This window comes from Streptomyces sp. NPDC031340 (assembly GCF_055569945.1).
On the sequence record NZ_JBVIIE010000005.1, the window covers coordinates 207523 to 231840 of the forward strand.

The 24318-nt window shown below is 72.4% G+C and carries 23 protein-coding genes; 7 read left to right on the forward strand and 16 right to left on the reverse strand.

Annotated elements, in window-relative coordinates:
- Nucleotides 1-4: 4 nt before the first annotated feature.
- From hpnH to ACZ5GT_RS05635, 15 genes are all read right to left on the reverse strand, one after another.
- Nucleotides 5-1027, reverse strand: a complete 1023-nt coding sequence (hpnH, locus tag ACZ5GT_RS05565) for an adenosyl-hopene transferase HpnH (RefSeq protein ID WP_469014656.1) — start codon at nucleotides 1025-1027, stop codon at nucleotides 5-7.
- 5 nt (nucleotides 1028-1032) lie between these two features.
- The gene (locus ACZ5GT_RS05570) at nucleotides 1033-1725 is read right to left on the reverse strand and encodes a phosphorylase family protein (RefSeq protein WP_469014660.1); all 693 of its coding nucleotides are present in this window, start codon (nucleotides 1723-1725) and stop codon (nucleotides 1033-1035) included.
- Nucleotides 1725-3836 (reverse strand): squalene--hopene cyclase, encoded by a 2112-nt coding sequence (gene shc, locus ACZ5GT_RS05575; protein WP_469014666.1) that lies wholly within the window; start codon nucleotides 3834-3836, stop codon nucleotides 1725-1727. Before shc ends, ACZ5GT_RS05570 begins: the two co-directional genes overlap by 1 nt.
- Before the next feature lie 113 nt (nucleotides 3837-3949).
- Nucleotides 3950-5014 carry a polyprenyl synthetase family protein gene (locus ACZ5GT_RS05580; protein WP_469014796.1) on the reverse strand — a complete coding sequence of 355 codons (1065 nt, stop codon included), beginning with the start codon at nucleotides 5012-5014 and terminating at the stop codon, nucleotides 3950-3952.
- A gap of 68 nt (nucleotides 5015-5082) precedes the next feature.
- Nucleotides 5083-6510, reverse strand: coding sequence for a hydroxysqualene dehydroxylase HpnE (gene hpnE / locus ACZ5GT_RS05585; protein WP_469014673.1), 1428 nt, complete (start codon nucleotides 6508-6510; stop codon nucleotides 5083-5085).
- Nucleotides 6507-6647, reverse strand: a complete 141-nt coding sequence (locus ACZ5GT_RS05590; protein ID WP_469014679.1) for a DUF6380 family protein — start codon at nucleotides 6645-6647, stop codon at nucleotides 6507-6509. Before ACZ5GT_RS05590 ends, hpnE begins: the two co-directional genes overlap by 4 nt.
- Nucleotides 6647-7597, reverse strand: a complete 951-nt coding sequence (hpnD, locus tag ACZ5GT_RS05595; RefSeq protein ID WP_469014683.1) for a presqualene diphosphate synthase HpnD — start codon at nucleotides 7595-7597, stop codon at nucleotides 6647-6649. Before hpnD ends, ACZ5GT_RS05590 begins: the two co-directional genes overlap by 1 nt.
- Entirely contained in the window at nucleotides 7594-8496 is a 903-nt protein-coding gene (hpnC, locus tag ACZ5GT_RS05600) for a squalene synthase HpnC (RefSeq protein ID WP_469014686.1), read from the reverse strand. Before hpnC ends, hpnD begins: the two co-directional genes overlap by 4 nt.
- Before the next feature lie 387 nt (nucleotides 8497-8883).
- Nucleotides 8884-9699 carry an ABC transporter ATP-binding protein gene (locus tag ACZ5GT_RS05605; RefSeq protein WP_469014692.1) on the reverse strand — a complete coding sequence of 272 codons (816 nt, stop codon included), beginning with the start codon at nucleotides 9697-9699 and terminating at the stop codon, nucleotides 8884-8886.
- Nucleotides 9692-10621, reverse strand: a complete 930-nt coding sequence (locus ACZ5GT_RS05610) for an ABC transporter permease (RefSeq protein ID WP_469014697.1) — start codon at nucleotides 10619-10621, stop codon at nucleotides 9692-9694. The genes ACZ5GT_RS05605 and ACZ5GT_RS05610 overlap by 8 nt, the downstream gene beginning before the upstream one ends.
- 99 nt (nucleotides 10622-10720) lie before the next feature.
- The gene (locus ACZ5GT_RS05615) at nucleotides 10721-11602 is read right to left on the reverse strand and encodes a glycosyltransferase family 2 protein (protein WP_469014700.1); all 882 of its coding nucleotides are present in this window, start codon (nucleotides 11600-11602) and stop codon (nucleotides 10721-10723) included.
- Between the two features lie 5 nt (nucleotides 11603-11607).
- On the reverse strand, nucleotides 11608-12387 hold the full coding sequence (locus ACZ5GT_RS05620) for a CDP-alcohol phosphatidyltransferase family protein (RefSeq protein WP_469014704.1): 780 nt from the start codon (nucleotides 12385-12387) through the stop codon (nucleotides 11608-11610).
- Nucleotides 12365-13426, reverse strand: a complete 1062-nt coding sequence (locus tag ACZ5GT_RS05625; RefSeq protein WP_469014709.1) for an iron-containing alcohol dehydrogenase family protein — start codon at nucleotides 13424-13426, stop codon at nucleotides 12365-12367. The genes ACZ5GT_RS05620 and ACZ5GT_RS05625 overlap by 23 nt, the downstream gene beginning before the upstream one ends.
- Entirely contained in the window at nucleotides 13414-14166 is a 753-nt protein-coding gene (locus ACZ5GT_RS05630; RefSeq protein ID WP_469014714.1) for a phosphocholine cytidylyltransferase family protein, read from the reverse strand. The genes ACZ5GT_RS05625 and ACZ5GT_RS05630 overlap by 13 nt, the downstream gene beginning before the upstream one ends.
- The gene (locus ACZ5GT_RS05635; protein WP_469014719.1) at nucleotides 14163-15983 is read right to left on the reverse strand and encodes a DUF5941 domain-containing protein; all 1821 of its coding nucleotides are present in this window, start codon (nucleotides 15981-15983) and stop codon (nucleotides 14163-14165) included. Before ACZ5GT_RS05635 ends, ACZ5GT_RS05630 begins: the two co-directional genes overlap by 4 nt.
- A 278-nt stretch (nucleotides 15984-16261) precedes the next feature.
- Between ACZ5GT_RS05635 and galE the strand changes: the two genes are divergently transcribed.
- From galE to idi, 3 genes are all read left to right on the forward strand, one after another.
- Nucleotides 16262-17227 carry a UDP-glucose 4-epimerase GalE gene (gene galE / locus ACZ5GT_RS05640; RefSeq protein ID WP_469014721.1) on the forward strand — a complete coding sequence of 322 codons (966 nt, stop codon included), beginning with the start codon at nucleotides 16262-16264 and terminating at the stop codon, nucleotides 17225-17227.
- A gap of 130 nt (nucleotides 17228-17357) precedes the next feature.
- Nucleotides 17358-18293, forward strand: coding sequence for a cation diffusion facilitator family transporter (locus ACZ5GT_RS05645; protein ID WP_469014724.1), 936 nt, complete (start codon nucleotides 17358-17360; stop codon nucleotides 18291-18293).
- Between the two features lie 219 nt (nucleotides 18294-18512).
- On the forward strand, nucleotides 18513-19106 hold the full coding sequence (gene idi, locus ACZ5GT_RS05650) for an isopentenyl-diphosphate Delta-isomerase (protein WP_469014726.1): 594 nt from the start codon (nucleotides 18513-18515) through the stop codon (nucleotides 19104-19106).
- Between the two features lie 3 nt (nucleotides 19107-19109).
- On the opposite strand, the gene ACZ5GT_RS05655 is transcribed toward idi, so the two are convergent.
- Nucleotides 19110-19622, reverse strand: coding sequence for an ATP-binding protein (locus tag ACZ5GT_RS05655; RefSeq protein WP_469014798.1), 513 nt, complete (start codon nucleotides 19620-19622; stop codon nucleotides 19110-19112).
- A 202-nt stretch (nucleotides 19623-19824) separates the two neighbouring features.
- Between ACZ5GT_RS05655 and ACZ5GT_RS05660 the strand changes: the two genes are divergently transcribed.
- The 4 genes from ACZ5GT_RS05660 (at nucleotide 19825) to ACZ5GT_RS05675 (ending at nucleotide 24247) form a co-directional block, all read left to right on the forward strand.
- Nucleotides 19825-20574: an enoyl-CoA hydratase/isomerase family protein gene (locus tag ACZ5GT_RS05660; RefSeq protein ID WP_469014728.1), complete on the forward strand. Its 750-nt coding sequence runs from the start codon at nucleotides 19825-19827 to the stop codon at nucleotides 20572-20574.
- A 96-nt stretch (nucleotides 20575-20670) separates the two neighbouring features.
- Nucleotides 20671-21540, forward strand: coding sequence for an SCO6745 family protein (locus ACZ5GT_RS05665; protein WP_469014733.1), 870 nt, complete (start codon nucleotides 20671-20673; stop codon nucleotides 21538-21540).
- Between the two features lie 74 nt (nucleotides 21541-21614).
- Nucleotides 21615-21746 carry an LPFR motif small protein gene (locus ACZ5GT_RS05670; RefSeq protein WP_324790298.1) on the forward strand — a complete coding sequence of 44 codons (132 nt, stop codon included), beginning with the start codon at nucleotides 21615-21617 and terminating at the stop codon, nucleotides 21744-21746.
- Nucleotides 21747-21844: 98 nt separating this feature from the next.
- On the forward strand, nucleotides 21845-24247 hold the full coding sequence (locus ACZ5GT_RS05675) for a Tex family protein (protein ID WP_469014737.1): 2403 nt from the start codon (nucleotides 21845-21847) through the stop codon (nucleotides 24245-24247).
- The last annotated feature ends 71 nt before the right edge of the window (nucleotides 24248-24318 follow it).

The following is a 24318-nucleotide window of genomic DNA, read 5'->3' on the forward strand; positions in this document are numbered from 1 at the left end:
CGGGTCAGTCCCGGTTTCCGGAGACGGTCTCGCGCATCGCGCGCAAGGACTCCTTGAGGGATCCCATGGTGGCGAGGACGGCGGTGGGCTCGTAGCCGCAGTGCGCCATGCAGTTGGCGCAGCGCGGGTCCTTGCCCCGGCCGTACTTGTCCCAGTCGGTGTCCTCGATGAGCTCGCGGTACGTCGGCACGTACCCGTCGCTCATCAGGTAGCAGGGGCGCTGCCAGCCGAACAGCGAGTAGTTCGGGATCGCCCAGGCCGTGCACGGGAAGTCGACCTTGCCCTCGAGGAAGTCCAGGAACAGCGGCGAGTGGTTGAGCCGCCAGCGCAGCCGGTTGCCGCCCGCGAAGGCCTTCCTGAACAGCTCGCGGGTCTGCTCCACGCCCAGGAAGTGCTCCTGGTCCGGGGCCTTCTCGTAGGCGTAGGCGGGCGAGATCATCATCTCGTCGACCTTCAGGTCGTCGTTGAGGAAGTTGAGCACCTCGATGATGGTCTGCGGGGTGTCGGTGTTGAAGAAGGTCGAGTTGGTGGTCACCCGGAAGCCGCGCCGCTTGGCCTCCTTGATGGCCTCCACCGCCTCGTCGAACACGCCCTCCTTGGCGACGGACTCGTCGTGCCGCTCGCGCAGCCCGTCGATGTGCACCGCGAACGCGAAGTACGGCGAGGGCTTGAACCTGTCCATCTTCTTGCGCAGCAGCATCGCGTTGGTGCACAGGAAGACGTATTTCCGCTTGGCCACCAACTGCCGCACGATCTCGTCGATATGAGGGTGCATCAGGGGCTCGCCGCCCGCGATGGACACCATCGGCGCGCCGGACTCCAGCACCGCTCCCACGGCCTGCGCGACCGGCATGCGCTGCTTGAGCACCCCGGCCGGGTGCTGGATCTTGCCGCAGCCCTCGCATTTCAGGTTGCACGCGAAGAGCGGCTCCAGCTCCACGATCAGCGGGAACTTGTCACGCTTGCGGAGCTTCTGTTCTGCCAAGTAAGTAGCGACCTTGATGGACTGACGCAGCGGCATGGCCATCTGGCTCACCTCCTGGGGAGCAGCAAGGAACGGTGCCATTCGAAGAAAGCCGGAAGAACGGATCGGAGCACGCGGAAAGCCGATATTCCACCGCGCAGTGTGCCGATCCGGACGAGTTCATGTTCTGGAGCGTCCACCACCACCCGCACGGCCGCAACCGGGCGCTCGCCCACGCGCACCGCGCTCAGCAGCGTGGCCGCCGACTCCATGTCGACCGCGATCGCGCCGGTCGCCAGCAGCTCCGACCGCTCCGGACCGCGGACCACGTGGTCGGAGCCGGTGAGCGGCCCGGTGTGCACGGTACGGCCGGGCACGGCCCGCACCAGCGCCTTCACCAGCAGTTCGGTGCCGACGCACGGGACGTCGCCGCGCGGGTCCCGGGTCTCCTCGGCGACCACCAGGTCGCCGGGGTGCATGCCGGGGGCGAGACCCGCGCAGAAGCCGGTGGCGAGCACGGCGGCGTCGGCCAGCACCGGGTCGGCGAGGACGCGGACGACCGACCGTTCGGCCGCCTTGGGGCCCATGCCGGTACGCAGCACGGTGACCGGCCCGCCGGCGCCGCCGTACCCGTCCGGTTCGGTTACGGGACGTCTCGGGCCCTCCCGCCGCGCTCCGCGGTCGCCGGTGCGCAGGGCGAGGTGCTCGATGCCGAGCGCGCACGCGATCAGCAGCGGTGCCGGGGCGGGACGGTCGCTCATCAGCCCCCCTCGGCCTCGGCGACGGGTTTGTCGACGAGCAGCCGCTCGACCAGAGGCTGCTCGGCCGGTGGCTGTACCGTCAGGGGCTCAACGGCCGGTGGCTGTACGGTCCGGGGCTGAACGGCCGGTGGCTGTACGGCGAACGGCTCTCCGTGGACGTACCGGCCGAGCGCGGTCAGCGGGAAGACCTGCCGGTAGAGGTGGTAGTTGATGGAGAAGTCCCATGGGAATCCGGTGCCGGTGAAGTACGGCTCGTCCCACGAACCGTCCTCGCGTTGCGTGGCCGCGAGCCACCGCACGCCGCGTTCGACGGCCCGGGAGTCCCGCTCCCCCGCCGCCAGCAGGGCCATCAGCGCCCACGCCGTCTGCGAGGCGGTGGAGGCCCCGCGGCCGCTCCACTCCTCGGCGTCCCGGTAGGAGCGCAGGTCCTCGCCCCAGCCGCCGTCGTCGTTCTGCACCGACTCCAGCCAGGCCACCGCGCGCCGGATCGCCGGGTGCGAGCCGGGCAGGCCGACGGCCGTCAGCGCGGGGACCACGGACCCCGTGCCGTAAAGGTAGTTGACGCCCCAGCGCCCGAACCACGAGCCGTCCGGCTCCTGTTCGGCGAGCAGCCACTCGATGCCGCGCCGGGTGCGCGGGTCGTGGGCCATGCCCTCGGCCGCGAGCATCTCGACCACGTGCGCGGTGACGTCGGCGGACGGCGGGTCGATGACCTCGCCGAAGTCGCAGAACGGCAGCCGGTTGGGGAACCGGCTGGTGTTGTCGACGTCGAAGGCGCCCCACGCCCCGTTCCTCGACTGCATGCCGAGGTTCCAGCGCACCCCGCGCCCGATCGCCTTCTCGACCCGCTCCGGGTCGTGGTGGCGGACCCGGCGCAGCGCGAGGACCACCTCTGCGGTGTCGTCGATGTCCGGGTAGTTGTCGTTGTGGAACTCGAACGCCCATCCGCCGGGCGGAAGTTGGGGCCTGCGCACGGACCAGTCGCCGGGTCGCACGATCTGCTCGCCCAGCATCCAGTCGGCGGCCTTGACCAGTTGCGGGTGATCGGCGGGCACTCCGGCGTCGGCGAGCGCGATGGTGGCCAGACAGGTGTCCCACACCGGGGACTGGCAGGCCTCGATCATCCGGGCGCCGTCCTCGCGCCAGACGGTGTACCGGTCGAGGGACTCCAGGCCGGCCCGCATCACCGGGTGCTCGAGGTCGTAGCCCAGCAGGTACAGGGCGATGACCGAGTACACGGCCGGCGGCTGGATGCCGCCCCAGCAGCCGTCGTTCTCCTGTCGCTCGATGATCCAGCGGGCGGCGCTGTTCATCGCGGCCCTGCGCAGCCGGCGCACCGCGATCGGCCGGTAGCCGCGCACCACCTTGTCCAGCCGCTGGAACAGGCCGTCCCAACTGGTCACCGGCGCGAGGGGCTTGGGCGGATTGGGGTGGTCGGGGTCGGTGTGCAGTTCGTCCAGCGGGAACGGCGCCGGACGCACCGGACGCTTCGCGGAGACGACGGTGAGCGGCACGATGGTCTGCCGCGCCCAGCACCCGAAGTTGTAGATGTTGAGCGGGAACCACTTCGGGAAGTAGAGGAGTTCGGGCGGGAGTTCGGGCAGGTCCTCCCACTTCCACCAGCCGAACAGCGCGAGCCAGATCCGGGTGAAGACCCGCGCGGCGGCGATCCCGCCCCGCTCGCGGATCCACGCCGAGGCCTTCGCCATGTGCGGCGCGTCGGGCGCGTCGCCGGCCAGCCGCAGGGCGACGTAAGCCTCGATGGTGGCGGAGAGTTCGCCGGGTCCGCCGTAGAAGGTGGCCCAGGTGCCGTCCGGGCGCTGCTCGCCGCGGACGAACAGCGCGGCGGCGCGGGTCGTGGCCTCGTCGCGGATGCCCAGGAACTGGCGCAGGAGCAGGTCCTCGGCGTCCATCGTGACGTTCGTCTCGAGGTCGCCCTTCCACCAGCCCTGGGCGTCCTGCCGCGACAGCAGGAAGTCGGTGGCGCGCCCCACGGCGCGCACGGCGGCGTCTCGGACCCCCGCCGCCACGGGGTCGGTGCTGTCGGTTTCGCTGGCCGCGGCAGCGCGGGGCGGCAGCGCCCCGGTGCTTCCGTCGGTCGTCGCTGTCATGGCTTCCCCTTCGTGCAGTCGTGCGAGTCGTGCTGCTGTGGGTCCGCCGTCGGACGGTGCCTCGACCTCGGCACCGGCCGGCGACTACGCGAGGGATATTCGACCGATAATGATCATCTCTTCCGTACGACGACGAAGTCGGCGAGCGCCGTGAAGGCGGCCCGTACCCGGTCGGGCATGTCGATGGCGTGCAGGGCCTCGACCGCCACGGTGTGCTGCCGGCGCGCCTCCTCGGCGGTCCACTCACGGCCGCCGGCCTCCTCGATGAGGGCGGCGCGGGCCGCGAACTCCTCCTCCGAGAAGTTCGCGAAGTCGCTGCTCTTGGCGTCCGCGGCGAGGATCTCGCCGAGCCGCTCGGAGGCCGGGCCGCCGGCCGCGAGGGCGGCCACGACCGGCAGGGACTTCTTGCGCTGGCGCAGGTCGCTCCAGGTCTGCTTGCCGGTGGAGACCGGGTCGCCCCAGATGCCGAGGAGGTCGTCGACGGCCTGGAAGGCCAGGCCCAGGTGGTAGCCGTACTTCTCCAGGGTGTCGGCGGTGTGGTCGTCCGCGCCGCCGAGGACCGCGCCGATCGAGGAGGCGCAGGCGAGCAGGGCGCCGGTCTTGTTGCCCTCCATCTCCAGGCACTCCTCGACGCTGACGCGGTCGCGGTGCTCGTAGGAGATGTCCTGCGCCTGACCGTCGATCAGGGCGCGGGTGGCGGTGGTCAGGCGGCGGGTGGCGCGGCCGGCCTCGACCGTGCCGAGTTCCAGCAGTATCTCGTTGGCCAGGGCGAACAGGGCGTCGCCGACGAGGATCGCCTGGGCGGGGCCGTGCACCTTCCAGACGGTGTCGCGGTGGCGGCGCTGTTCGTCGCCGTCCATCAGGTCGTCGTGCAGCAGCGAGAAGTTGTGGACCAGTTCGACGGCGACCGCGCCGGGGACGCCGGCCTCGGGGGCCGCCCCGGTGACCTCGGCCGAGAGCACGGCGAGCGCGGGCCGGACGGCCTTGCCGCCGTCGCCGTCCGCGGGATTGCCCTCGGCGTCGATCCAGCCGAAGTGGTAGGCGGAAACGGTGTCCATGGGAGGGGCCAGGCGGTCGACGGCCGCCCGCAGTACCGGTGTGGCCAGGGTCCGGCCGCGCTCCAGAAGCGCGGTCACGTCCACCGCGGTCTCTCGAGCGGCCGTCGAGGCCGGGGGCACAGTGGGCAAGGTCTCTCCTCTTGTTGCGGTGCCGGAAGTGCGGGGGCCTGCCGCCCGCTGATCGAGCGTCACGCCGCCTCCTCGACGTCGAAGAGGCGGCGGGGGCGGGACCGGCCCAGGGCGCTCAGCGCGGCGTCCGCCGCGTTCACGCCGCTGCGGACCGCACTCTCCATGGTCGCGGGCCACCCTGTGGCGGTCCACGCTCCGGCCAGGTAGAGGCCGGGGGCCTTGGTACGGGCGCCGGGCCTGAGCCGTCCGACGCCGGGGGTCGGGGCGAACGTCGCCGTGCGCTCCCTGGTCACGAAGAAGTCCCTGACCTCGGCGCCGCGCGCACCGGGCAGCAGCCGTTCCAGCTCGGGGAGGTAGCGCTCGCGCAGTGCGGCGACGGGCGCGTCGATGTCGTCGTGCGCGGCCGACTGGGACAGCGCCAGGTACTGTCCGGTGCGCAGCCCGGAGGCTTCGGTGCGGTCGAAGACCCACTGCACCGGGGTGCCGAGGGCCGCGAGGAAGGGCCGGGCGAGCACCTTGCGGTCGTAGACGACGTGCAGGTCGATGATCGGCGCCGTGCCGATCCGCAGCAGCCGTTCCGGGGCGTCCAGGGCGCCGGCGGGCAGCAGGTCGTGGGCCTCGCGCTGGGCCACGGCGAGCACGACGGCGTCGGCGGTGAGCGTCTCGCCCGGCACCTCGACTGTCCAGCGCCCGGTGTCGTCACGGGAGACGGAGGTGACGCGGGTACGGACCTCGGTACGCACCCCCGCGGACTCGAGGGCCTTGCGGGCCAGCCGGTCGTGCAGTTCGCCCAGCGGGACGCGCGCCCATCCGATGTCGGCCGCGCCCGGGTCGGACAGCAGACCGGTCTTGAACACCATCGCGGCGAGCCCCAGCGAGGCGTCGCCCGCGACCGCGTTGAGGGTGGCGACCCCGACCAGGTCCCACAGGGCCTCGACGGCGCGCGCGGACTGGCCGTGCTCGGCCAGCCAGCTGCCGAAGTCCCGGTCGTCCAGCGCCGGATCGGCGAGGTCGAGCCGCTTGAGCGCGAGCGCGGCGCGGCCCACCCTGGCCCGCTCGGCGAGCGAGAGGTGCGGGTAGGCAGCCAGGCTGCGTCCCAGGTGCAGCGGGACCGGCAGCGGGTCGCGCCGCAGCCGGCCCAGCCGCCGGCCCTCGGGCTTGGCCACGTCGACCACCGGCACGTCGAGGCGGCTTTGCAGCGGCGCCAGCGCGGTGGCCTCGATGCGGTCGAGGAACCACCGGTAGGCGGTGCAGCAGCGCAGGTACACGTGCTGTCCGTTGTCGACGGTGAGGTCGCCGCGCTGGAAGGAGAAGGCGAGCCCGCCCAGCCGGGGCCGGCCCTCGAGAAGGGTGACGCGCACTCCGGCGTCGGCGAGCGCGAGGGCGGCGGTGATGCCGGCGAGTCCGCCGCCGACCACGACGGCGTCCCCGCCGGTGCGCCGGGCGGGGTTGGCGAGCGGGTCGTCGGAGCGCGTGCCGTCGGTCATCGTACGTCCTCCCCTGCGCGGCCGCCGCGGTGGTCGAACGGATCACGGCACACCGTCGCCGTCAGGGACGCGGTCGCCTCCCGGAGGGTTGCGTGCCGTTTTTCACCGGCGCAATCGCCTGGGACCGGGTTCTCCATCAGGCGCGCCTCCTGACGGTCCTCCGGTTGACCTGCCGGGTGTCCAGACCGGACAGCCCCCGCACGGCGACGTACGCCTTCTCCCGTCCCGGCAGCGAGACCCGGCCGCGCAGCACGGCCTCGGGGTCGCGCTCGATGCGGTCGAGCAGTCGGCGGTAGATGCCGGCCATGGCGGCGACGCAGGCGCCGCTGCGCCGGTCGAGCATGGGCAGCAGCCGGTAGCCCTCGGCGAAGAGCGTGCGGGCCCGTCGCACTTCGAAGTGGACGAGGCCCGCGAAGTCGGAGCCGTCCGGTGGCGTCGGCCCGCCGAAGCCGGCCGCGCACCCGAATTTCGCGAGGTCGTCGGCGGGCAGGTAGGTCCGTCCGCCCTCGGCGTCCTCGCGCACGTCCCGGAGGATGTTGGTGAGCTGGAGCGCCAGGCCGAGCGTGTCGGCGTACTCGGGCGCGCGCTCGGCGCCGCGCGCCCCCGGCTCGGTGCCGAACACGCCGAGCGAGAGGCGCCCGATGGCGCCCGCGACGCAGCGGCAGTACCCCTTCAGGTCGTCCCAGGTCTCGTAGGTCTCGCCGCGTACGTCCATCAGGACGCCGTCGATCAGCTCGTCCAGGCCGCCGAGCGGGATCGGGAAGGCGCCGGCGGCGTGGGCGAGGGCGACCGCGACCGGGTCGGTGTCGTCCTCGGCGATCGCGTCCTCGCGCACCCGGGCCAGCGTCGCCCGGGTGTCCTCCAGCCGCGCCACCTTGACCTCGTCCGCCAGCGCGCCGTCGCCGATGTCGTCGACGCGCCGCGAGAACGCGTACAGCGCGGACATCGCGCGGCGCTTGGGCGCCGGCAGCAGTCTGATGCCGTAGGCGAAGTTGCGGGCCTGCTGTCCGGTGACGGCCTCGCAGTATCGGTAGGCGGCGAGTACCGGTGCGGACACGTGTGGTTCGAACTCCACGGTCCGGATCACCCCTCTCCTCGCAGAGTCACGCCCACCTCACGCAGCAACCGGATCTTGCCGGGCTTGGGCGGGCCGGGAAGTACGTCGTATCCGGCTGCGGCGATCGCGTGGACCGCCGCCCTTCCTCCCGCCACGAACCCTGCGAGCAGCAACTTCAACCTGCCGTGGACGCTACCCACCAGAGGGGCGCCTTCATTCAGGAGAAAGAGGGCGCGTTCCGCTTCGTATGCGACCAGCGCGCGCGCCGATGCGCTCGCGACGGGGGTGGCGAGGTCCGCCTCCTGGACGTGGAAACGTTTCATGTCCTCGGCGGGCAGGTAGACGCGGTCCCGTCGGAGGTCCTCGGCGACGTCCTGCAGGTGTTCGACGATCTGCAGTGCGGTGCAGATCGCGTCCGACAGGCGGATGCGCTCGGGCGTCGAGGTGCCGGTGACGGACAGGACCAGGCGGCCGACCGGGTTGGCCGACAGTTCGCAGTAGGCGAGGAGGTCGGCGTAGGTCTCGTAGCGGGTGACGAGCTGGTCCTGGCGGTTGGCGGCGATCAAGCCGAGGAAGGGCTCGGGGGTCAGTGCGTGGCGGCGCACCGTGGGCTGCAGGCGGCGCAGCAGGGGGTGACGGGGCGTGCCGTCGAAGACGCGGCGCAGGTCGGCCTCGAAGGCGTCCAGGAGCAGCAGCCGGTCCTCGGCGTCCGCGGGCGGGACGCCGAGCAGCCGGGCGTCGGCGCCGCCGGGGGCGAGGTCGCCGTCGCCGATGTCGTCGACGAGGCGGGCGAAGCCGTACACGGCCATGAGGTCGGTGCGCCAGGCCCTGGGCAGGAAGAACGGCGCCACCGGGAAGTTCTCGCCCGAGGCCTTGTCGAGCGTGCCGCGCTCCGGATCACCGGCGAGCGACGTGTCGGTTCCCGTCACCGCCGGCTGCCCGGGACGGGGACACCACACGCTGCGTTCAGCCGGGGAGTCTCCGTAGCCATTGCCGTCACATCTCCCGTTCTACACTGCCGACCCGATACGCACTATTTCGGACACGCCGCCCGGGCCTCCACGCGGCCGTCCCGGTGGAGGGTGTGGCGCGTTATCGCCCTACTTGCCGCCTTTCGAGACCGCTACAGCTTACGTTGTACAGCGCAGCGATGATCCCTGGGGTGTCCTGCACATCACAACAACACACCGATTGGCGTCAAGATTCCTGAGACTGGGCCGAGTTGACGTTTCCTTTGCAGACGCGGGGCCCCGTCGCGGAGGTTGCGACGGGGCCCCGGGAAGCGTTCCGGGCCATCAGGAGCAGGCCGGGATGCCCTATTTGCCGGTGAACTTCTCGTACTCCTTGAGGACCTCGTCCGTGGGTCCGTCCATGCGCAGCTCGCCCCGCTCCAGCCACAGCACGCGGTCGCAGGTGTCGCGGATCGACTTGTTGTTGTGACTGACCAGAAACACCGTGCCGGCTTCCTTGCGCAGTTCGCGGATGCGCTGTTCGGAGCGCTTCTGGAACTTGCGGTCGCCGGTGGCCAGGGCCTCGTCGATCATCAGGACGTCGTGGTCCTTGGCGGCGGCGATGGAGAAGCGCAGCCGGGCCGCCATGCCGGAGGAGTAGGTGCGCATCGGCAGGGTGATGAAGTCGCCCTTCTCGTTGATGCCGGAGAAGTCGACGATCTCCTGGTAGCGCTCCTTGATCTCCTCCCGGGACATGCCCATCGCGAGGCCGCCCAGGATGACGTTGCGCTCACCGGTCAGGTCGTTCATCAGCGCCGCGTTCACGCCCAGCAGGGAGGGCTGGCCGTTGGTGTAGACGTGGCCCTTCTCCGCCGGGAGCAGGCCGGCGATGGCGCGCAGCAGGGTCGACTTGCCGGAGCCGTTGGAGCCGATCAGGCCGATCGCCTCACCCTTGTAGGCGACGAAGGAGACGCCCTTGACCGCGTGCACCTTGCGCACGCCGCGCGCCGCGTCGTCGGAGCCCCGCCTGAGGATCCGGCTGAGGGCGGCGGTGGCGCTGCCCTTGCCGGACTTGGCGCCGTTGACGCGGTAGACGATGTGCAGCTCGTCGGCGATGACGGTGGGGATCCGCTCACCCTGCTCGTGCCGGCCCTGCTCCCGCTCGGTCGTCGGCTCAGCCACGGCCGTACCTCTCCTCCGCCTTCCAGAAATACACGAAGCCGCCGACGGCGATCAGCGCGGCCCATCCGCCGGCGACCGCCCAGACGTGGTCGGGGAGGTTCTCGGCGCCGTAGCCCTCGATGAGGGCGAAGCGCATCAGGTCCATGTAGATCGCGGCCGGGTTCCACTGCAGGACGTTCGCCACCCACTGCGGCTTGTCGGCCAGCATGATCGGGATGGAGAACATGACGCCGGACGCGTACATCCAGGTGCGCATCACGAACGGCATGAGCTGCGCCAGGTCGGGGGTCTTGGCGCCGGCCCGGGCGAAGATCAGCGCCAGGCCGGTGTTGAACAGGAACTGCAGGGTGAGCGCCGGGACGATCAGCAGCCAGGACAGGTCCGGGTAGCTGCCGAAGGCGGCGGCGACGGCGAACAGCACGATCATCGAGAACAGCAACTGCTGGAGCTGCTGCAGCGCGAAGGAGATCGGCAGGGAGGCGCGCGGGAAGTGCAGCGCGCGGACCAGCCCGAGGTTGCCGGAGATCGCCCGCACGCCCGCCATCACGGAGCTCTGCGTGAAGGTGAACACGAACACGCCCGTGACCAGGAAGGGGATGTACACCTCGCGCGGCAGGCCCCGGTTGGCCTTGAGGATCATGCCGAAGATGAAGAAGTAGACGGCCGCGTTCAGCAGCGGGGTCGCCACCTGCCACAGCTGGCCGAGCTTCGCCTGGCTGTACTGGGCGGTCAGCTTCGCCCGGGAGAAGGCGAGGATGAAGTGGCGCCGGGCCCACAACCGGCGGACGTACTCGACCAGGGAGGGCCGGGCGCCGCTCACGGTGAGCCCGTACTTGGCGGCGAGCTGTGCCGCCGTGAGGCCCGCGTCGGGCGACGGGGGCGCGCTCAGCGCGACCAGGGCGTCGTGCGTTGTCTCACTCACTGGTGAATAACTTTCGTCTCCGGGATTGCGCAGCCCTGTACGGGCGGGGAATGGGCCGGGGACCCGGTCGGGGTCCGGCCGCTCACAGGAAAGAGCTTGTCAGATCACAGGAGGCCGGCCCAGTCGGGTCAGCCGCCACACCGTACGCCACCTCATGGGCCGGCGGGGACCGCACGGGGTGGTCCAGCCCTCCCGGAAACCGCCGAACCACGCCTTCAGCGCGGGCCGCGAGGGACGGCGCACCAGGGTGAGCAGCAGCCACACCCCCAGGTAGACCGGGACGAGCGGCGCGGGCAGGTTGCGGCGGGCCAGCCACACGCGGTTGCGGGCGACCATGCGGTGGTAGACCGCGTGCCGGGAGGGCGCGGTCGTCGGGTGGTACAGCACCATGTCGGACCGGTAGTCGATCATCCAGCCCGCGTCGAGGGCCCGCCATGCCAGATCGGTTTCCTCATGGGCGTAGAAGAATTCGTCCGGCAGGCCGCCGACGTCGGCGAAGACCTTCGTGCGGACGGCGTTGGCGCCGCCGAGGAAGGTGGTGACCCGGGAGGAGCGCATCGGGTCGGAGGCGCGCAGCCGCGGTACGTGCCGGCGCTGGGTGACGCCGGTGTCGGGGTCGGCGATGCGGAAGCTGACGATGCCGAGCTCCGGGTCGGCGGCGAAGGCCCGGCGGCACAGCTCGGCCGTGTCGTGGTGGGCGAGCAGGCCGTCGTCGTCGAGGAAGAGCAGGATGTCGACGTCCCGGCCGCCGGGCCCGAAGGCCTCGATGCCGACGTTGCGGCCGCCGGGGATGCCGAGGTTCTCGGGCAGCTCGATCGTGCGGACGAGCGACGAGAACTCCGTGACGTCCGGCACGGGCGAGCCGTTGCCGACCACCACGGCCTCGACGGGATCGCCCTCCTGCTTGGCGATCGAGTCGAGCAGGGCGCGCAGTTCGTCCGGGCGGTTGCCCATGGTGATGATGACCGCGCCGACCTTCATGCCGCTCACCTGAGCCTGCTGGAGGCGAGGATGGACACCAGGTGCAGCAGGGTCTGCAGCAGCGCGATGCCGGCCAGCACGGCGACGCCGAGGCGGGACCAGAACAGGTCGCCGCGCAGCTGGTCGGCGATGGCCAGGACCAGGATCAGCAGGGACGCCTCGATGCCGAGGATCAGCCGGTGGAACTTCAGCGCGGCGGCGGCCCTGCGGGCCAGTGCCATGCCGGAGGAGCGCATCTCGGCGGCGGCCTCCTTGACCGGGGGCAGCCCGCCCTGGTGGCGGGCGACGCCGACCAGGTCGGTCTCGGCCTTGATCAGGATCGCGCCGAGCGCGGCCAGGGTGCCGAGGAAGGCCCACAGCCAGTCGATGCGGCCGACGCCCCACAGGTCGGCGGCGCGCAGCCCGAAGCCGACGAGCACGGCGGCGTCGGTGAGGTAGGCGCCGACCCGGTCCAGGTAGACGCCGCCGAGCGAGAACTGCTGCTTCCAGCGGGCGACCTCGCCGTCCACGCAGTCCAGCAGCAGGTAGAGCTGCACCATGACCACGCCGAGTACGGCGCCGGGTATCCCGGGCACCAGCAGGGCCGGGGCCGCCAGGACGCCGCAGACGGTCATCAGATACGTGAGCTGGTTGGGCGTGACCCTGGTGTTGACCAGGTAGCGGTCGACCCGTAGGGACACCTCGCGCATGTAGAGGCGCCCCATCCAGTGCTCACCGCTGCGCCGGTCCTTCACCCCCGCGGGGTGGACGACCGGTCTGAGTTCAGCTACCGATGGCCTTGACATAGTCGGCGTAGGTGTCCTTGATCTGGTCGGTTTTCAGGTCGAGGTGTTCGAGGATCGTGTAGCGGCCGGGCCGGGTCTCGGGGGCGAACTCCACGACGCGGACGAACTCGTCCGCCGTGAAGCCGATCTCCTCCGGCAGCACCGGCAGTCCGTGCCGGCGCAGCACCTCGGCCATGTACGCCGCTTCCTCGTGGGCGCCGCGCAGGTACATCGCGAAGGCGGCGCCGAGGCCGCACTGCTCGCCGTGGCTGGCCGCGCGCTTGGGGAACAGCAGGTCGAAGGCGTGGTTGATCTCGTGGCAGGAGCCCGAGGCGGGCCGGGAGTCGCCGGAGACGGACATCGCGACGCCGGTGAGGACCAGCGCCTCGGCCAGCACCTGGAGGAAGCCGCCGTCCCCGATGCCGCCGGGGTGCCGGAGCACCGCCTCCCCGGCCTGGCGGGCCATGGCGGCGGCGAGGCCGTCGATGCGCTCGCCCTTGACCCGGGCCGCGAGCTCCCAGTCCGCGACGGCGTTGATGTTGCTGATCGCGTCCCCGATCCCGGCCCGGACGAAGCGGGCCGGGGCCTCGCGGATCACGTCCAGGTCGATGAGCACGCCGATCGGGTTCGGCACGCCGTAGGAGCCGCGGCCGGCGTCGTTGTCGAGGGTGGCGACCGGCGAGCACAGGCCGTCGTGGGCGAGGTTGGTGGGTACGGCGACCAGCGGCAGGCCGACCCTCGCCGCGGCGAACTTGGCGCAGTCGATGATCTTGCCGCCACCGAGTCCGACGACCGCGTCGTAGTGGCCGGCCTTTATGTCGCCGGCCAGCCGGACCGCGTCGTCCAGGGTGCCGCCGCCGACCTCGTACCAGGTGGCGCCGGGCAGCGAGGGAGCGACCCGCTCGCGCAGCCGGGCGCCCGAGCCGTTGCTGACGGCGATGGCGAGCCGGCCCGACTGGGAGATGCGCTCGTCGGCGAGGACGCCGGCGAGGTCGTCGAGGGCTCCGGGGCGGATGTCGACGACGAGCGGGGAGGGAATGAGCCGGGTCAGTACTGGCACGCGATCTCCCGTCCGCGGGCGAGATCGTCGTGGTTGTCGATCTCGACCCACTGGACATCGCCGATCGGCGCCACGTCGATCCGGAAACCCCGGTTCACGAGCTCCTGGTAGCCGTGCTCGTAGAACTGCTGCGGGTCGGTCTCCCAGACGGTCTTCAGCGCGTCGGCCAGCTCGGGGGCGGCGTCGCCCTCGATCAGGGTGACGCCGATGTACTCACCGGTGGCCTCGGCCGGGTCCATCAGCTTGGTGATCTTCGTCATGCCCTTCGCGGGGTCGACGACGACCTTCATCTCCTCGTCGGCGAGCGACTTCACGGTGTCGAGGGCGAGGATGATCCTCTTGCCGTCGCCGCGGGCGGCGAGCAGCGTCTTCTCGACGGAGACGGGGTGGACGGTGTCGCCGTTGGCGAGGATCACACCGTCCTTGAGCGCGTCACGGCCGCACCACAGGGAGTAGGCGTTGTTCCACTCCTCGGCCTTGTCGTTGTCGATGAGGGTGAGCCGGAGGCCGTACTTGGCCTCCAGCGCCGCCTTGCGCTCGTACACGGCCTCCTTGCGGTAGCCGACGATGACCGCGGCCTCGGTGAGACCGACCTCGGCGAAGTTGGCGAGGGTCAGGTCCAGGACCGTGGGTTCGCCCTCTATGCCGGCGGGCCCCACCGGAACCAGCGCCTTGGGCAGGCTGTCGGTGTAGGGGCGCAGACGCCGTCCGGCGCCGGCCGCCAGCACGAGGCCGATCATGCGGGTTCTCCTTCGTCGTGTACTGCGGGCGCGCCGCCTTTGTGGGCGGCCGTCCAGAAGCGGATGCTCTCGAAGAGCACCACCAGGGCCACGGCCACGGCGAGGACCGCGAGCGCGACCGTGAACTGCGAAGCGGTGAGCAGCGCGGACAGGACGGTGACGAGCAGGATCCGTCCCTCCTGCCCCCCGACGGCCCGCACCAGCCAGGCCGGGGGCGCTCCGGCGCCCCCGCGGATGCGGTACACCGTGTCGTAGTGATGGTAGGCGACGGCCGCCACCAGCCCGAAGGCCGCGGGAAGGGCGCCGTGCACGTCCGCCTTCGCCGCGAGGATCAGGACGGTGCCGTACTCGGCGGCGCGGAAGAACGGGGGGACGAGCCAGTCGAGGGCGCCCTTGAGGGGGCGGCGGGCGACGGCCTCGGTGGCGAGCAGGGCGTACGCGCCGGCCGCCAGCACGACCCACCAGCTCGGGCCCCAGGCCCAGGCGGCGAGGACGACCAGGGCGGCGCCGACCGCGGCGCTGAGCGGTGCGATGTGGGGGCCCTTGCTCCGCATGAGCGGGGCGAGCGCCTGGACCAGGGGGCCGGTGTCGGCCAGGTCGGCCAGCGCCCGCGCGGCACTGTCACTGCGCTCGGTCTTCCGGGTCACCGAGCGCAGCACGCGGCCGGCCGTGGTGTACGTCGCCGCGAAGGCGCAGCCGATGAGCAGGGCGTAGAAGGTGATCCGGGGCGTGGTGGCCGCGGTGAGGACGGCGATCATCGCCCACCGCTCACCGATCGGCAGGACGATCATCCGCCGCAGCCACACGGTCCAGCCGACGCTGTCCAGCCGGTCGGAGAGGGCGGCGGTGGGGCTGGTGTTGCCGGTGGCGGCGGGATCGCCGGTGTTCGCCTCGTTGAAGGAGAAGTCGACGACGTGCCGGCAGGTCTGCAGGATCATCGCGCCGAGCGCGAGGGCCCATACGTCGTCATGGCCGCCGCCGCGGGCCGCGCCGAGCGCGAGGCCGGCGTAGTAGGCGTACTCCTTGGCCCGGTCGAAGGTGGCGTCCAGCCAGGCGCCGAGCGTGGAGTACTGCAGGGAGTAGCGGGCGAGCTGGCCGTCGGTGCAGTCCAGCACGAAGGAGGCGATCAGCAGGACGCCGGCCGCTATGAAGCCGCCGCGGGTGCCGGTGGCCGCGCAGCCCGCCGCGATCAGCGCGGTGAGCAGGGAGGCGGTGGTGACCTGGTTGGGGGTCAGGCCGCGGCGGGCGCACCAGCGGGCGAGGTAGCGCGAGTAGGGGCTGATGAAGAACGTGGTGAAGAAGCCGTCGCGGGCCTTCACGGCCGACTTCAGGCGTACGGCCTCGTCGTCGACTGCGGCGACGGCCTGCCGTGCCTCGTTGCGGGCCTGCGGGTCGGCGGGGACGACGGCCACGAGGCTGCCCAGTTCGGGGCGGCGGACGTCGGCGCCGTCGGCGTCCAGAGCGGTGACGACGCGGTCGGCGAGGCTGTCCACTGCGACGGCGGCGCCGCCGCCCGCGGAGTTCTCCCGGGCGACCGCCCGGGTCAGGGCCTGGCGTCCGGCGGGCTTGGCGGTGACGGCGCCCGGGATCGCGGCGAGGTCGAAGCGCGGGTCGGTGAGGCCGAGGCGCAGGGCGTGCGGGTGGCCGACGAAGCGGGCGTCGACGAGGGCGACGCGCCGGTCGCCGGGTACCTGGGCGAGGAGGGTCTCGGCGTCCGAGGCGTCCGCGGCGACCTGGACGTCGAAGCCGAGGGACCGCAGATCACCCTCGATCGACGATCCGGGGACCGGCTGACCGGTGAGGATGGCGGTCGACAACCGAACTCACTCCCTGGGTGCCGACGCGTTGGCGCCGGGCATGTGCACGATGGGGGCGCCCCTTGGCTGCACCAGGCGGGCGGCATGTCGGCAGAGGCTATCGGATGCCCGGACAGCGGCGTTCACCGCCCGTTCACGGGCCGATCAGCGTCGCCTCCACCGGCCTTTGCCGCGATCATCATCGGGGATCGCGGGCCCTGCCCACAAACCGCGCACCACAGACCGGACATCTCGGGCACCGGGGGGCCGGTCGTCCGGTCGGCATAGGGTGGGCGACCATGACGTGGCTGATCACAGGCGGAGCGGGATACATAGGGGCTCATGTGGCGCGGTCCATGAGCGACGCCGGGGAGCGCGTGCTCGCGCTGGACGACCTCTCGGCGGGGGTGGCCGACCGGCTGCCCGCCGGCGTCCCGCTCGTGCACGGCTCGTCGCTGGACGCCGGCCTGCTCAAGCGGGTGTTCGCCGAGCACGGGGTGACCGGCGTGGTGCACCTGGCCGCGCGCAAGCAGGTCGCCGAGTCCGTGGCGCAGCCGGCGCGGTACTACCAGGAGAACGTCGGCGGCCTCGGCACGCTCCTGGAGGCGGTCGCCGAGGCCGGCATCGGGAAGTTCGTGTTCTCCTCGTCGGCGGCCGTGTACGGCAGCCCGGACACGGATCTGATCACCGAGGACACCCCGTGCGCGCCGGTGAACCCGTACGGCGAGACCAAGCTGGCCGGCGAGTGGCTGGTGCGGGCGGCGGGCCGGGCGCACGGCATCGCGACGGTGTGCCTGCGCTATTTCAACGTCGCGGGCGCCGCCGCCCCGGAGCTGGCCGACACCGGCGTCTTCAACGTCGTCCCCATGGTCTTCGACCGGCTCACCCGTGACGAGGCCCCGCGCATCTTCGGCGACGACCACCCGACGCCGGACGGCACGTGTATCCGCGACTACGTCCACGTCGCCGACCTGGCCGAGGCGCACCTGGCCGCGGCGCGCCGGCTCGCGGACCAGGAAGGCGACCTGACGGTCAACATCGGCCGCGGTGCGGGCGTCTCGGTGCGCGAGCTGGTCACGGTCATCGGCGAGGTGACCGGCGACACCCGGCCCGCCGTCGTCGAGGCCCGCCGCCCCGGAGACGCGCCGCGCGCGGTCGCCTCCGCCGAGCGGGCCGCCGTGGAGCTGGGCTGGAGGGCCCGGCGGGGCGTGCGGGAGATGGTCGAGTCGGCGTGGCAGGGCTGGCTGCTGCACCACGCCCGCTGACCGGGCACGCGCTGACCTGCGGATCGTTTCCGCAGGTCAGCGATATGACAACGGTGTTCAGTGCCGCGTTGCCCCGGGCCCGTCGCGCGTAGTTCACTGTGCACCGGGCGCGACACAGGAGGGCTCTTCCATGGGAGCTGGCCACGACCACGGCCACACGCACGCACCGGCGGGCGGTACGGCGACGGGGGCGTACCGCGGCAGGCTGCGGGTCGCGCTGGCGATCACGCTCACCGTCATGGTGGCCGAGATCGTCGGCGGGGTGCTCGCGGACTCCCTCGCGCTGATCGCGGACGCGGCGCACATGGCGACCGACGCGCTGGGCCTGGGCATGGCGCTGTTCGCGGTGCACATCGCCGGCCGGCCCGCGACCGGCAACCGCACCTTCGGATACGCCCGCGCCGAGATCCTCGCCGCGCTGGCCAACTGTCTGCTGCTGCTCGGGGTCGGCGGGTACGTCCTGTACGAGGCGGTCCAGCGGTTCATCACCCCGGCCGACACCGCGGGCGGGCTGACCGTCGTGTTCGGTGCGGTCGGCCTGGTCGCCAACGGGATCTCGCTGACGCTGCTGATGCGCGGCCGGCGGGAGAGCCTGAACGTGCGCGGCGCCTTCCTGGAGGTCGCGGCGGACGCCCTGGGCTCGCTCGCGGTGATCGTCTCGGCGCTGGTGATCCTGGGCACGGGCTGGCAGGCCGCCGACCCGATCGCCTCCCTCGTCATCGGCCTGATGATCGTCCCGCGGACCATGAAGCTGCTGCGCGAGACCCTGGACGTGCTGCTGGAGGCGGCCCCCAAGGACGTCGACATGGCGCAGGTGCGGTCGCACATCCTGGCGCTGGACGGCGTCGAGGACGTCCACGACCTGCACGCCTGGACGATCACCTCCGGCCTGCCGGTGCTGTCGGCGCACGTGGTCGTGCGCTCCGACGCGCTGAGCGCGATCGGCCACGAGAAGCTGCTCCACGCGCTCCAGGACTGCCTCGGCGACCACTTCGACGTGGAGCACTGCACCTTCCAACTGGAGCCGACCGGCCACGCCGAACACGAGGCCCGGCTGTGCTACTGAAGCGCGGCCGTGTCACCGAGGCACGGCCGTGCCGCCGGTGACGGTTCCCCGCCCGGCGCTCCGGGAACGATCACCTACCGGGCCCCTCTCCCGGCGTCCGGCCGGTGACGGCCGCTGCCTGCGGCGCGCGGGACATGCAGGCGCGCCGCGCCGAGTTCCGGGAGTGCCGGAGGTGTACGGCAGACTTGGGGGGCGCGAGAACCGAGGCGAAGGATGGGTATGCCGATCACACCTGCCACCGCGACGCACAGTTCGTCGAACGGCACCGCAGAGGCGATTTTGCTGGAACTGGTCGACGACGACGGCGTGACGATCGGCACCGCGGAGAAGCTCGCCGCCCACCAGCCGCCGGGGCAGCTGCACCGCGCGTTCTCGGTGTTCCTCTTCGACGAGCAGGGCCGGCTGCTGCTGCAGCAGCGGGCGCTCGGCAAGTACCACTCCCCCGGCGTGTGGTCCAACACCTGCTGCGGTCACCCCTACCCCGGCGAGGCGCCGTTCGCGGCGGCGGCCCGGCGGACGTACGAGGAGCTGGGCGTGTCCCCCTCGCTGCTCGCCGAGGCGGGCACGGTGCGCTACAACCACCCGGACCCGGAGTCGGGCCTGGTGGAGCAGGAGTACAACCACCTCTTCGTCGGCCTGGTACAGGCCCCGCTGCGGCCGGATCCGGAGGAGGTCGGCGCGACCGCGTTCGTGAGCCCGGCCGAGCTGGCGCGCCGGCACGCCGCGGACCGGTTCTCGGCGTGGTTCATGACGGTGCTGGACGCGGCCCGTCCGGCGATCCGGGAGCTGACGGGCCCGTCGACGGGCTGGTGACGCTCAGCGCGACCGGACCGGCTCGAGCGGCAGGGCGGCCCAGATCACCTTGCCGCCGCTCGCGGTGTGCGCGACCTCGCACGCGCCGCCCGCCTCCCGGGTGATCTCGCTCACCAGCAGCAGCCCGCGTCCGCCGGTACGGGCGTGGTCGGTCTCCAGGGCGGTGGGCCGGTAGGGGTGGTCGTCCTCCACGGACACCCGGATCCACTCGGCGCCCACGGCGACCTCGACGGCGAGCACGGGCGAGAGCAGCGCCGCGTGTTTGACGGCGTTCGTGACCAGTTCCGAGACGATCAGCAGCAGGCCCTGCACCAGGTCGTCGGAGGCGGGCACGCCCTGGCGGTGCAGCAGGTCCCGCACGGCGTGCCGGGCCCGGGGGACCGACGCCTCGACGGCGGGGGCGGTGAACCGCCAGACGCCCTCGTACGGCATGGGGCCGCCGGGCGGCCGCGGCGCGAGGGGCTCCGGCGCGCCGTCGCGGTGCCGCAGGCCGGAGCCGCGCCCATGGTCGTCCATCGTCCGGTCGCCGCCATTGCCCTCGATTGTCACCACGCGTCCGAGTGTTGGTAAAGACACACTCCACTTCGGACGACTGACCAGAAGTCAGCAGATATCGAACGCTTCTGATCGCTGACGCACGGCATGGCCGACTCCGGGACTGATCCTGCCCGTACCCCTTACCGATCGAGGGGTGTGCGGGGCGGCTAGCATCCGGCGCATGGAGCCCCAGCTGCTGCACGACGTGACCGACTCGGTCGCCACCGTCGTCATTCACCACCCGGCCAAGCGCAACGCCATGACGGCCGCGATGTGGGCCGCCCTGCCGCCGCTGCTGTCCGCCCTGGCGGACGACCCCCGGGTGCGGACGCTGGTCCTCACCGGCGAGGGCGGCACGTTCTGCGCCGGGGCCGACATCTCCACCCTGCGCGGCTCGCCCCGCGAGGCACAGGAACTCGCGGTGCGCGCCGAGGATGCCTTGGCCGCCTTCCCCAGACCGACGCTGGCCGTGATCCGCGGGCACTGCGTGGGCGGCGGCGCGCAGCTCGCGGCGGCCTGCGACCTGCGGTTCGCCGAGTCGGGCGCGCTGTTCGGGGTCACACCGGCGAAGCTCGGGATCGTCTACCCCTCCTCCTCGACCCGGCGGCTGGTGTCGCTGGTGGGGCCGGCGACCGCCAAGTACCTGCTGTTCTCCGGAGAGTTGATCGACGCGGGGCGGGCGCTGCGGACGGGCCTGGTGGACGAGGTGCTGCCCGGCGACGAACTGGCGGAGCGGGCGGCGGATTTCACCCGCGTCCTGGTGTCCCGTTCGCAGCTGACGCAGGCCGCCGCGAAGGAGTTCGCGAACGGCCGCACGGACCGGGACGCGTACTGGGCCGAGCAGGCGCGCGGCAGCGGCGACACCGCGGAGGGCGTCGCCGCCTTCCTGGAGCGCAGACAGCCGCACTTCTCCTGGACCACGTCGGGATGAAACGGCCGCCCGCGCGGATCCTCCGCCGGCCCGCCTTTCCCGCCATCCGGCTCCCGCCTCTGGAGGACGTACCGACCAGTCGGTAACGTGCCGGGTATGACTACTGCCGTCCTCGAGCCGCGCGCCGGCCGCCGCTGTCACAACGTCCTCAACTCCCTGCACGCGACGCACTACTTCTCGCCGGACCTGGGCAGGGAACTGGCCGCCCTCGGCATCACCCACCCCAAGGCGGTCAACTTCGCCGTGCGGGCGGCGGCCATGGGCGCCGTCGGGCCGGGCACGGTGGCGGCGGCCTTCTACAACTACAAGTACGAACTGGTGGCCCGGCACGTGCCCGCCGTGTGGGAGGCCGCCGCGCCCGAGAAGGTGCTGGCCGCACGCGCGCGTGCGGTGGACACGACGCTGCGCCGGCTGCTGGGCGAGGAGGGCGTGGCGTCGCCGGAGATGGCGGAGGCCGCCCGGCTCGCGCTGCGGGCCACCGAGGCGTGTTCGCGAGCGGCCAGGCCGCTGTACGCGGCGCACGCCGACCTGCCCGTCCCCGAGGAGCCGCACCTGGCGTACTTCCACGCGGCCACGCTGCTGCGCGAGCACCGGGGCGACGGACACCTCGCCGTGCTGATGTCGGCCGGCCTCGACGGTCTGGAGGCGGTGGTGACGCACACCGCGACCGGCAAGGGGATGACGCCGAAATGGGTGTCCGTCACGCGCGGGTGGAGCCAGCAGGACTGGGACGCGGCCACGGACCGGCTGCGCGAGCGCGGGCTGCTGGACGCGGACGGCGAGCTGACCGAGCGGGGCGTCGCCCTGCGCACCGAGATCGAGACCGAGACCGACCGGCTCGACCGGGCGCCGTACGAGCACCTGGGCGCGCCCGGCGTCGCGCGCCTGACCGAGCTCGGCACGGCGTTCGCGGGCGCGGCCCTCGCCGCGGGCGCCTTCCCGGCGGACCTGATCGGCAAGCGCTGACGCATGCCGGGCGCTCGCCGAGGTACCCGTACCTTTCCCGGCCGCGGCGGCCGGGAAAGGGAAAGGGGAGACACGTGTTCCGAGCGATCGCTGACGTCCTGCGGCAGATCGGTGGCGCCGTCGCCACCGTGGTGACGCTGCCGTTCCGCGCGGTGGCCCGCCTGTTCGGCGGCGCCTCCTCCACCGCCCGCGGCCGCGGCGCCTGACCGCGCCGCCCGGCCCGCCGGGTGTGCCCTGATCCCCGAGGGTCGGTGCCGCCTGCCACAATTGCCGCGCAACCTCTGTGAGAAGGCGGTACGGGATCGTGACGACACCCCTCGTAGGCTCCATCGAAGGCAGGATCGCCGAGGAGCTCGGCGTACGGGAGCGGCAGGTCAGGGCCGCCGTGGAACTGCTCGACGGCGGTTCCACGGTGCCCTTCATCGCCCGCTACCGCAAGGAAGCGACCGAGATGCTCGACGACGCGCAGCTGCGCACGCTCGAGGAGCGGCTGCGCTATCTGCGGGAGCTGGAGGAGCGGCGGGCGGCGATCCTGGAGTCGGTGCGCGAGCAGGGCAAGCTCACCGAGGAGCTCGAGGCCCGGATCCGCGCCGCCGAGACCAAGGCCCGGCTCGAGGACATCTACCTGCCCTACAAGCCGAAGCGGCGCACCAAGGCGCAGATCGCCCGGGAGGCCGGCCTCGAACCGCTCGCCGAGGGGCTGCTGGGCGACCCGACGGTCGATCCGCTCGCCGCGGCCACCGCGTTCGTCGACGCCGACAAGGGCGTGGCCGATCCGCAGGCCGCGCTGGACGGCGCCCGCGCGATCCTGACCGAGCGGTTCTCGGAGGACGCCGACCTGATCGGCGAGGTGCGCGAGCGCATGTGGGTGCGCGGGCGGCTGTCCGCCAAGGTCCGGGAGGGCAAGGAGGAGGCGGGTGCCAAGTTCGCCGACTACTTCGACTTCGCCGAGCCCTTCACCGAGCTGCCCTCGCACCGGATCCTGGCGATGCTGCGGGGCGAGAAGGAAGAGGTCCTGGACCTCGTCATGGAGCCGGAGGAGGCCACCGACGGTCCCTCGTCCTACGAGGGGATCATCGCCCACCGCTTCGGGATCGCCGACCGCGGGCGCCCTGCCGACAAGTGGCTCCTTGACACCGTGCGCTGGGCCTGGCGCACCCGGGTCCTGGTGCACCTCGGCCTGGACCTGCGGCTGCGGCTGCGCACGGCCGCCGAGGACGAGGCGGTGCGGGTGTTCGCGGCGAACCTCCGCGACCTGCTGCTCGCCGCCCCGGCCGGCACGCGCGCGACGCTGGGACTCGACCCGGGCTTCCGCACGGGCGTGAAGGTGGCCGTGGTCGACGCGACCGGGAAGGTGGTGGCCACCGACGTCATCCACCCGCACGTCCCGGCCAACCGGTGGGACGAGGCGATCGCCAAGCTGGCCCGGCTGGCGAAGGAGCACGCGGTCGAGCTGATCGCCATCGGCAACGGCACCGCCTCCCGCGAGACCGACAAGCTCGCCGGCGAGCTCATCACCAAGCACCCGGAGCTGAAGCTCACCAAGGTGATGGTGTCCGAGGCCGGCGCCTCCGTGTACTCGGCCTCCGCCTTCGCCTCGCAGGAACTGCCCGACATGGACGTGTCGCTGCGCGGCGCGGTGTCGATCGCGCGCCGGCTGCAGGACCCGCTGGCCGAGCTGGTGAAGATCGACCCGAAGTCGATCGGCGTCGGCCAGTACCAGCACGACCTGTCCGAGGTGAAGCTGTCGCGTTCGCTGGACGCGGTGGTGGAGGACTGCGTCAACGGCGTCGGCGTCGACGTCAACACCGCGTCGGCGCCGCTGCTCGCGCGCGTCTCCGGCATCACCTCCGGCCTCGCCGAGAACATCGTGGCGCACCGGGACGCCAACGGCCCCTTCACGTCCCGCCAGGAGCTGAAGAAGGTGTCACGCCTGGGCCCGAAGGCGTACGAGCAGTGCGCGGGCTTCCTGCGCATCCGCGGCGGCGACCCGCTGGACGCCTCCAGCGTGCACCCGGAGGCGTACCCGGTGGTGCGGCGGATGGTGAAGACGACCGGGCAGGACGTCGCCGCGCTGATCGGCAACACGTCGGTGCTGCGGTCGCTGCGGCCGGACGACTTCGTCGACGAGACGTTCGGTCTGCCGACCGTGACCGACATCCTGAAGGAGCTGGAGAAGCCGGGGCGCGACCCGCGTCCGGCGTTCAAGACGGCCGTCTTCAAGGAGGGCGTGGAGAAGATCTCCGACCTGTCCTCCGGGATGATCCTGGAGGGCGTGGTCACGAACGTGGCCGCCTTCGGCGCGTTCGTCGACGTCGGTGTCCACCAGGACGGGCTGGTGCACGTCTCGGCGATGTCCAGGACGTTCGTCAAGGACCCGCGGGACGTGGTGAAGCCGGGCGACATCGTCAAGGTGAAGGTCCTCGACGTCGACATCCCGCGCAAGCGCATCTCGCTGACGCTGCGGCTCGACGACGAGGCCGCCCCGCAGGACGGGCGGCCGGGCGACGGGGGCGAGCGGCGCCAGCGCGGCCAGCGCCCGCCGCAGCAGCAGCGCCGGCAGGGCGGGGGCGGCGGCCAGGGCCGCAGCGGCGGTGCCCAGGGCCGGGGTGCCGGTCAGGGCTCCCGCCAGGCGCCCGCGCCGGCGAACAGCGCGATGGCCGACGCGCTGCGGCGGGCCGGATTGGTCGACCCGAAGAAGCGCTGACCGGCAGGGGCCGGGCCGGGCGGGTCACACCGTCCGGCCCGGCCCGAAAAGAGCCGCGTGTCCGAGGATCG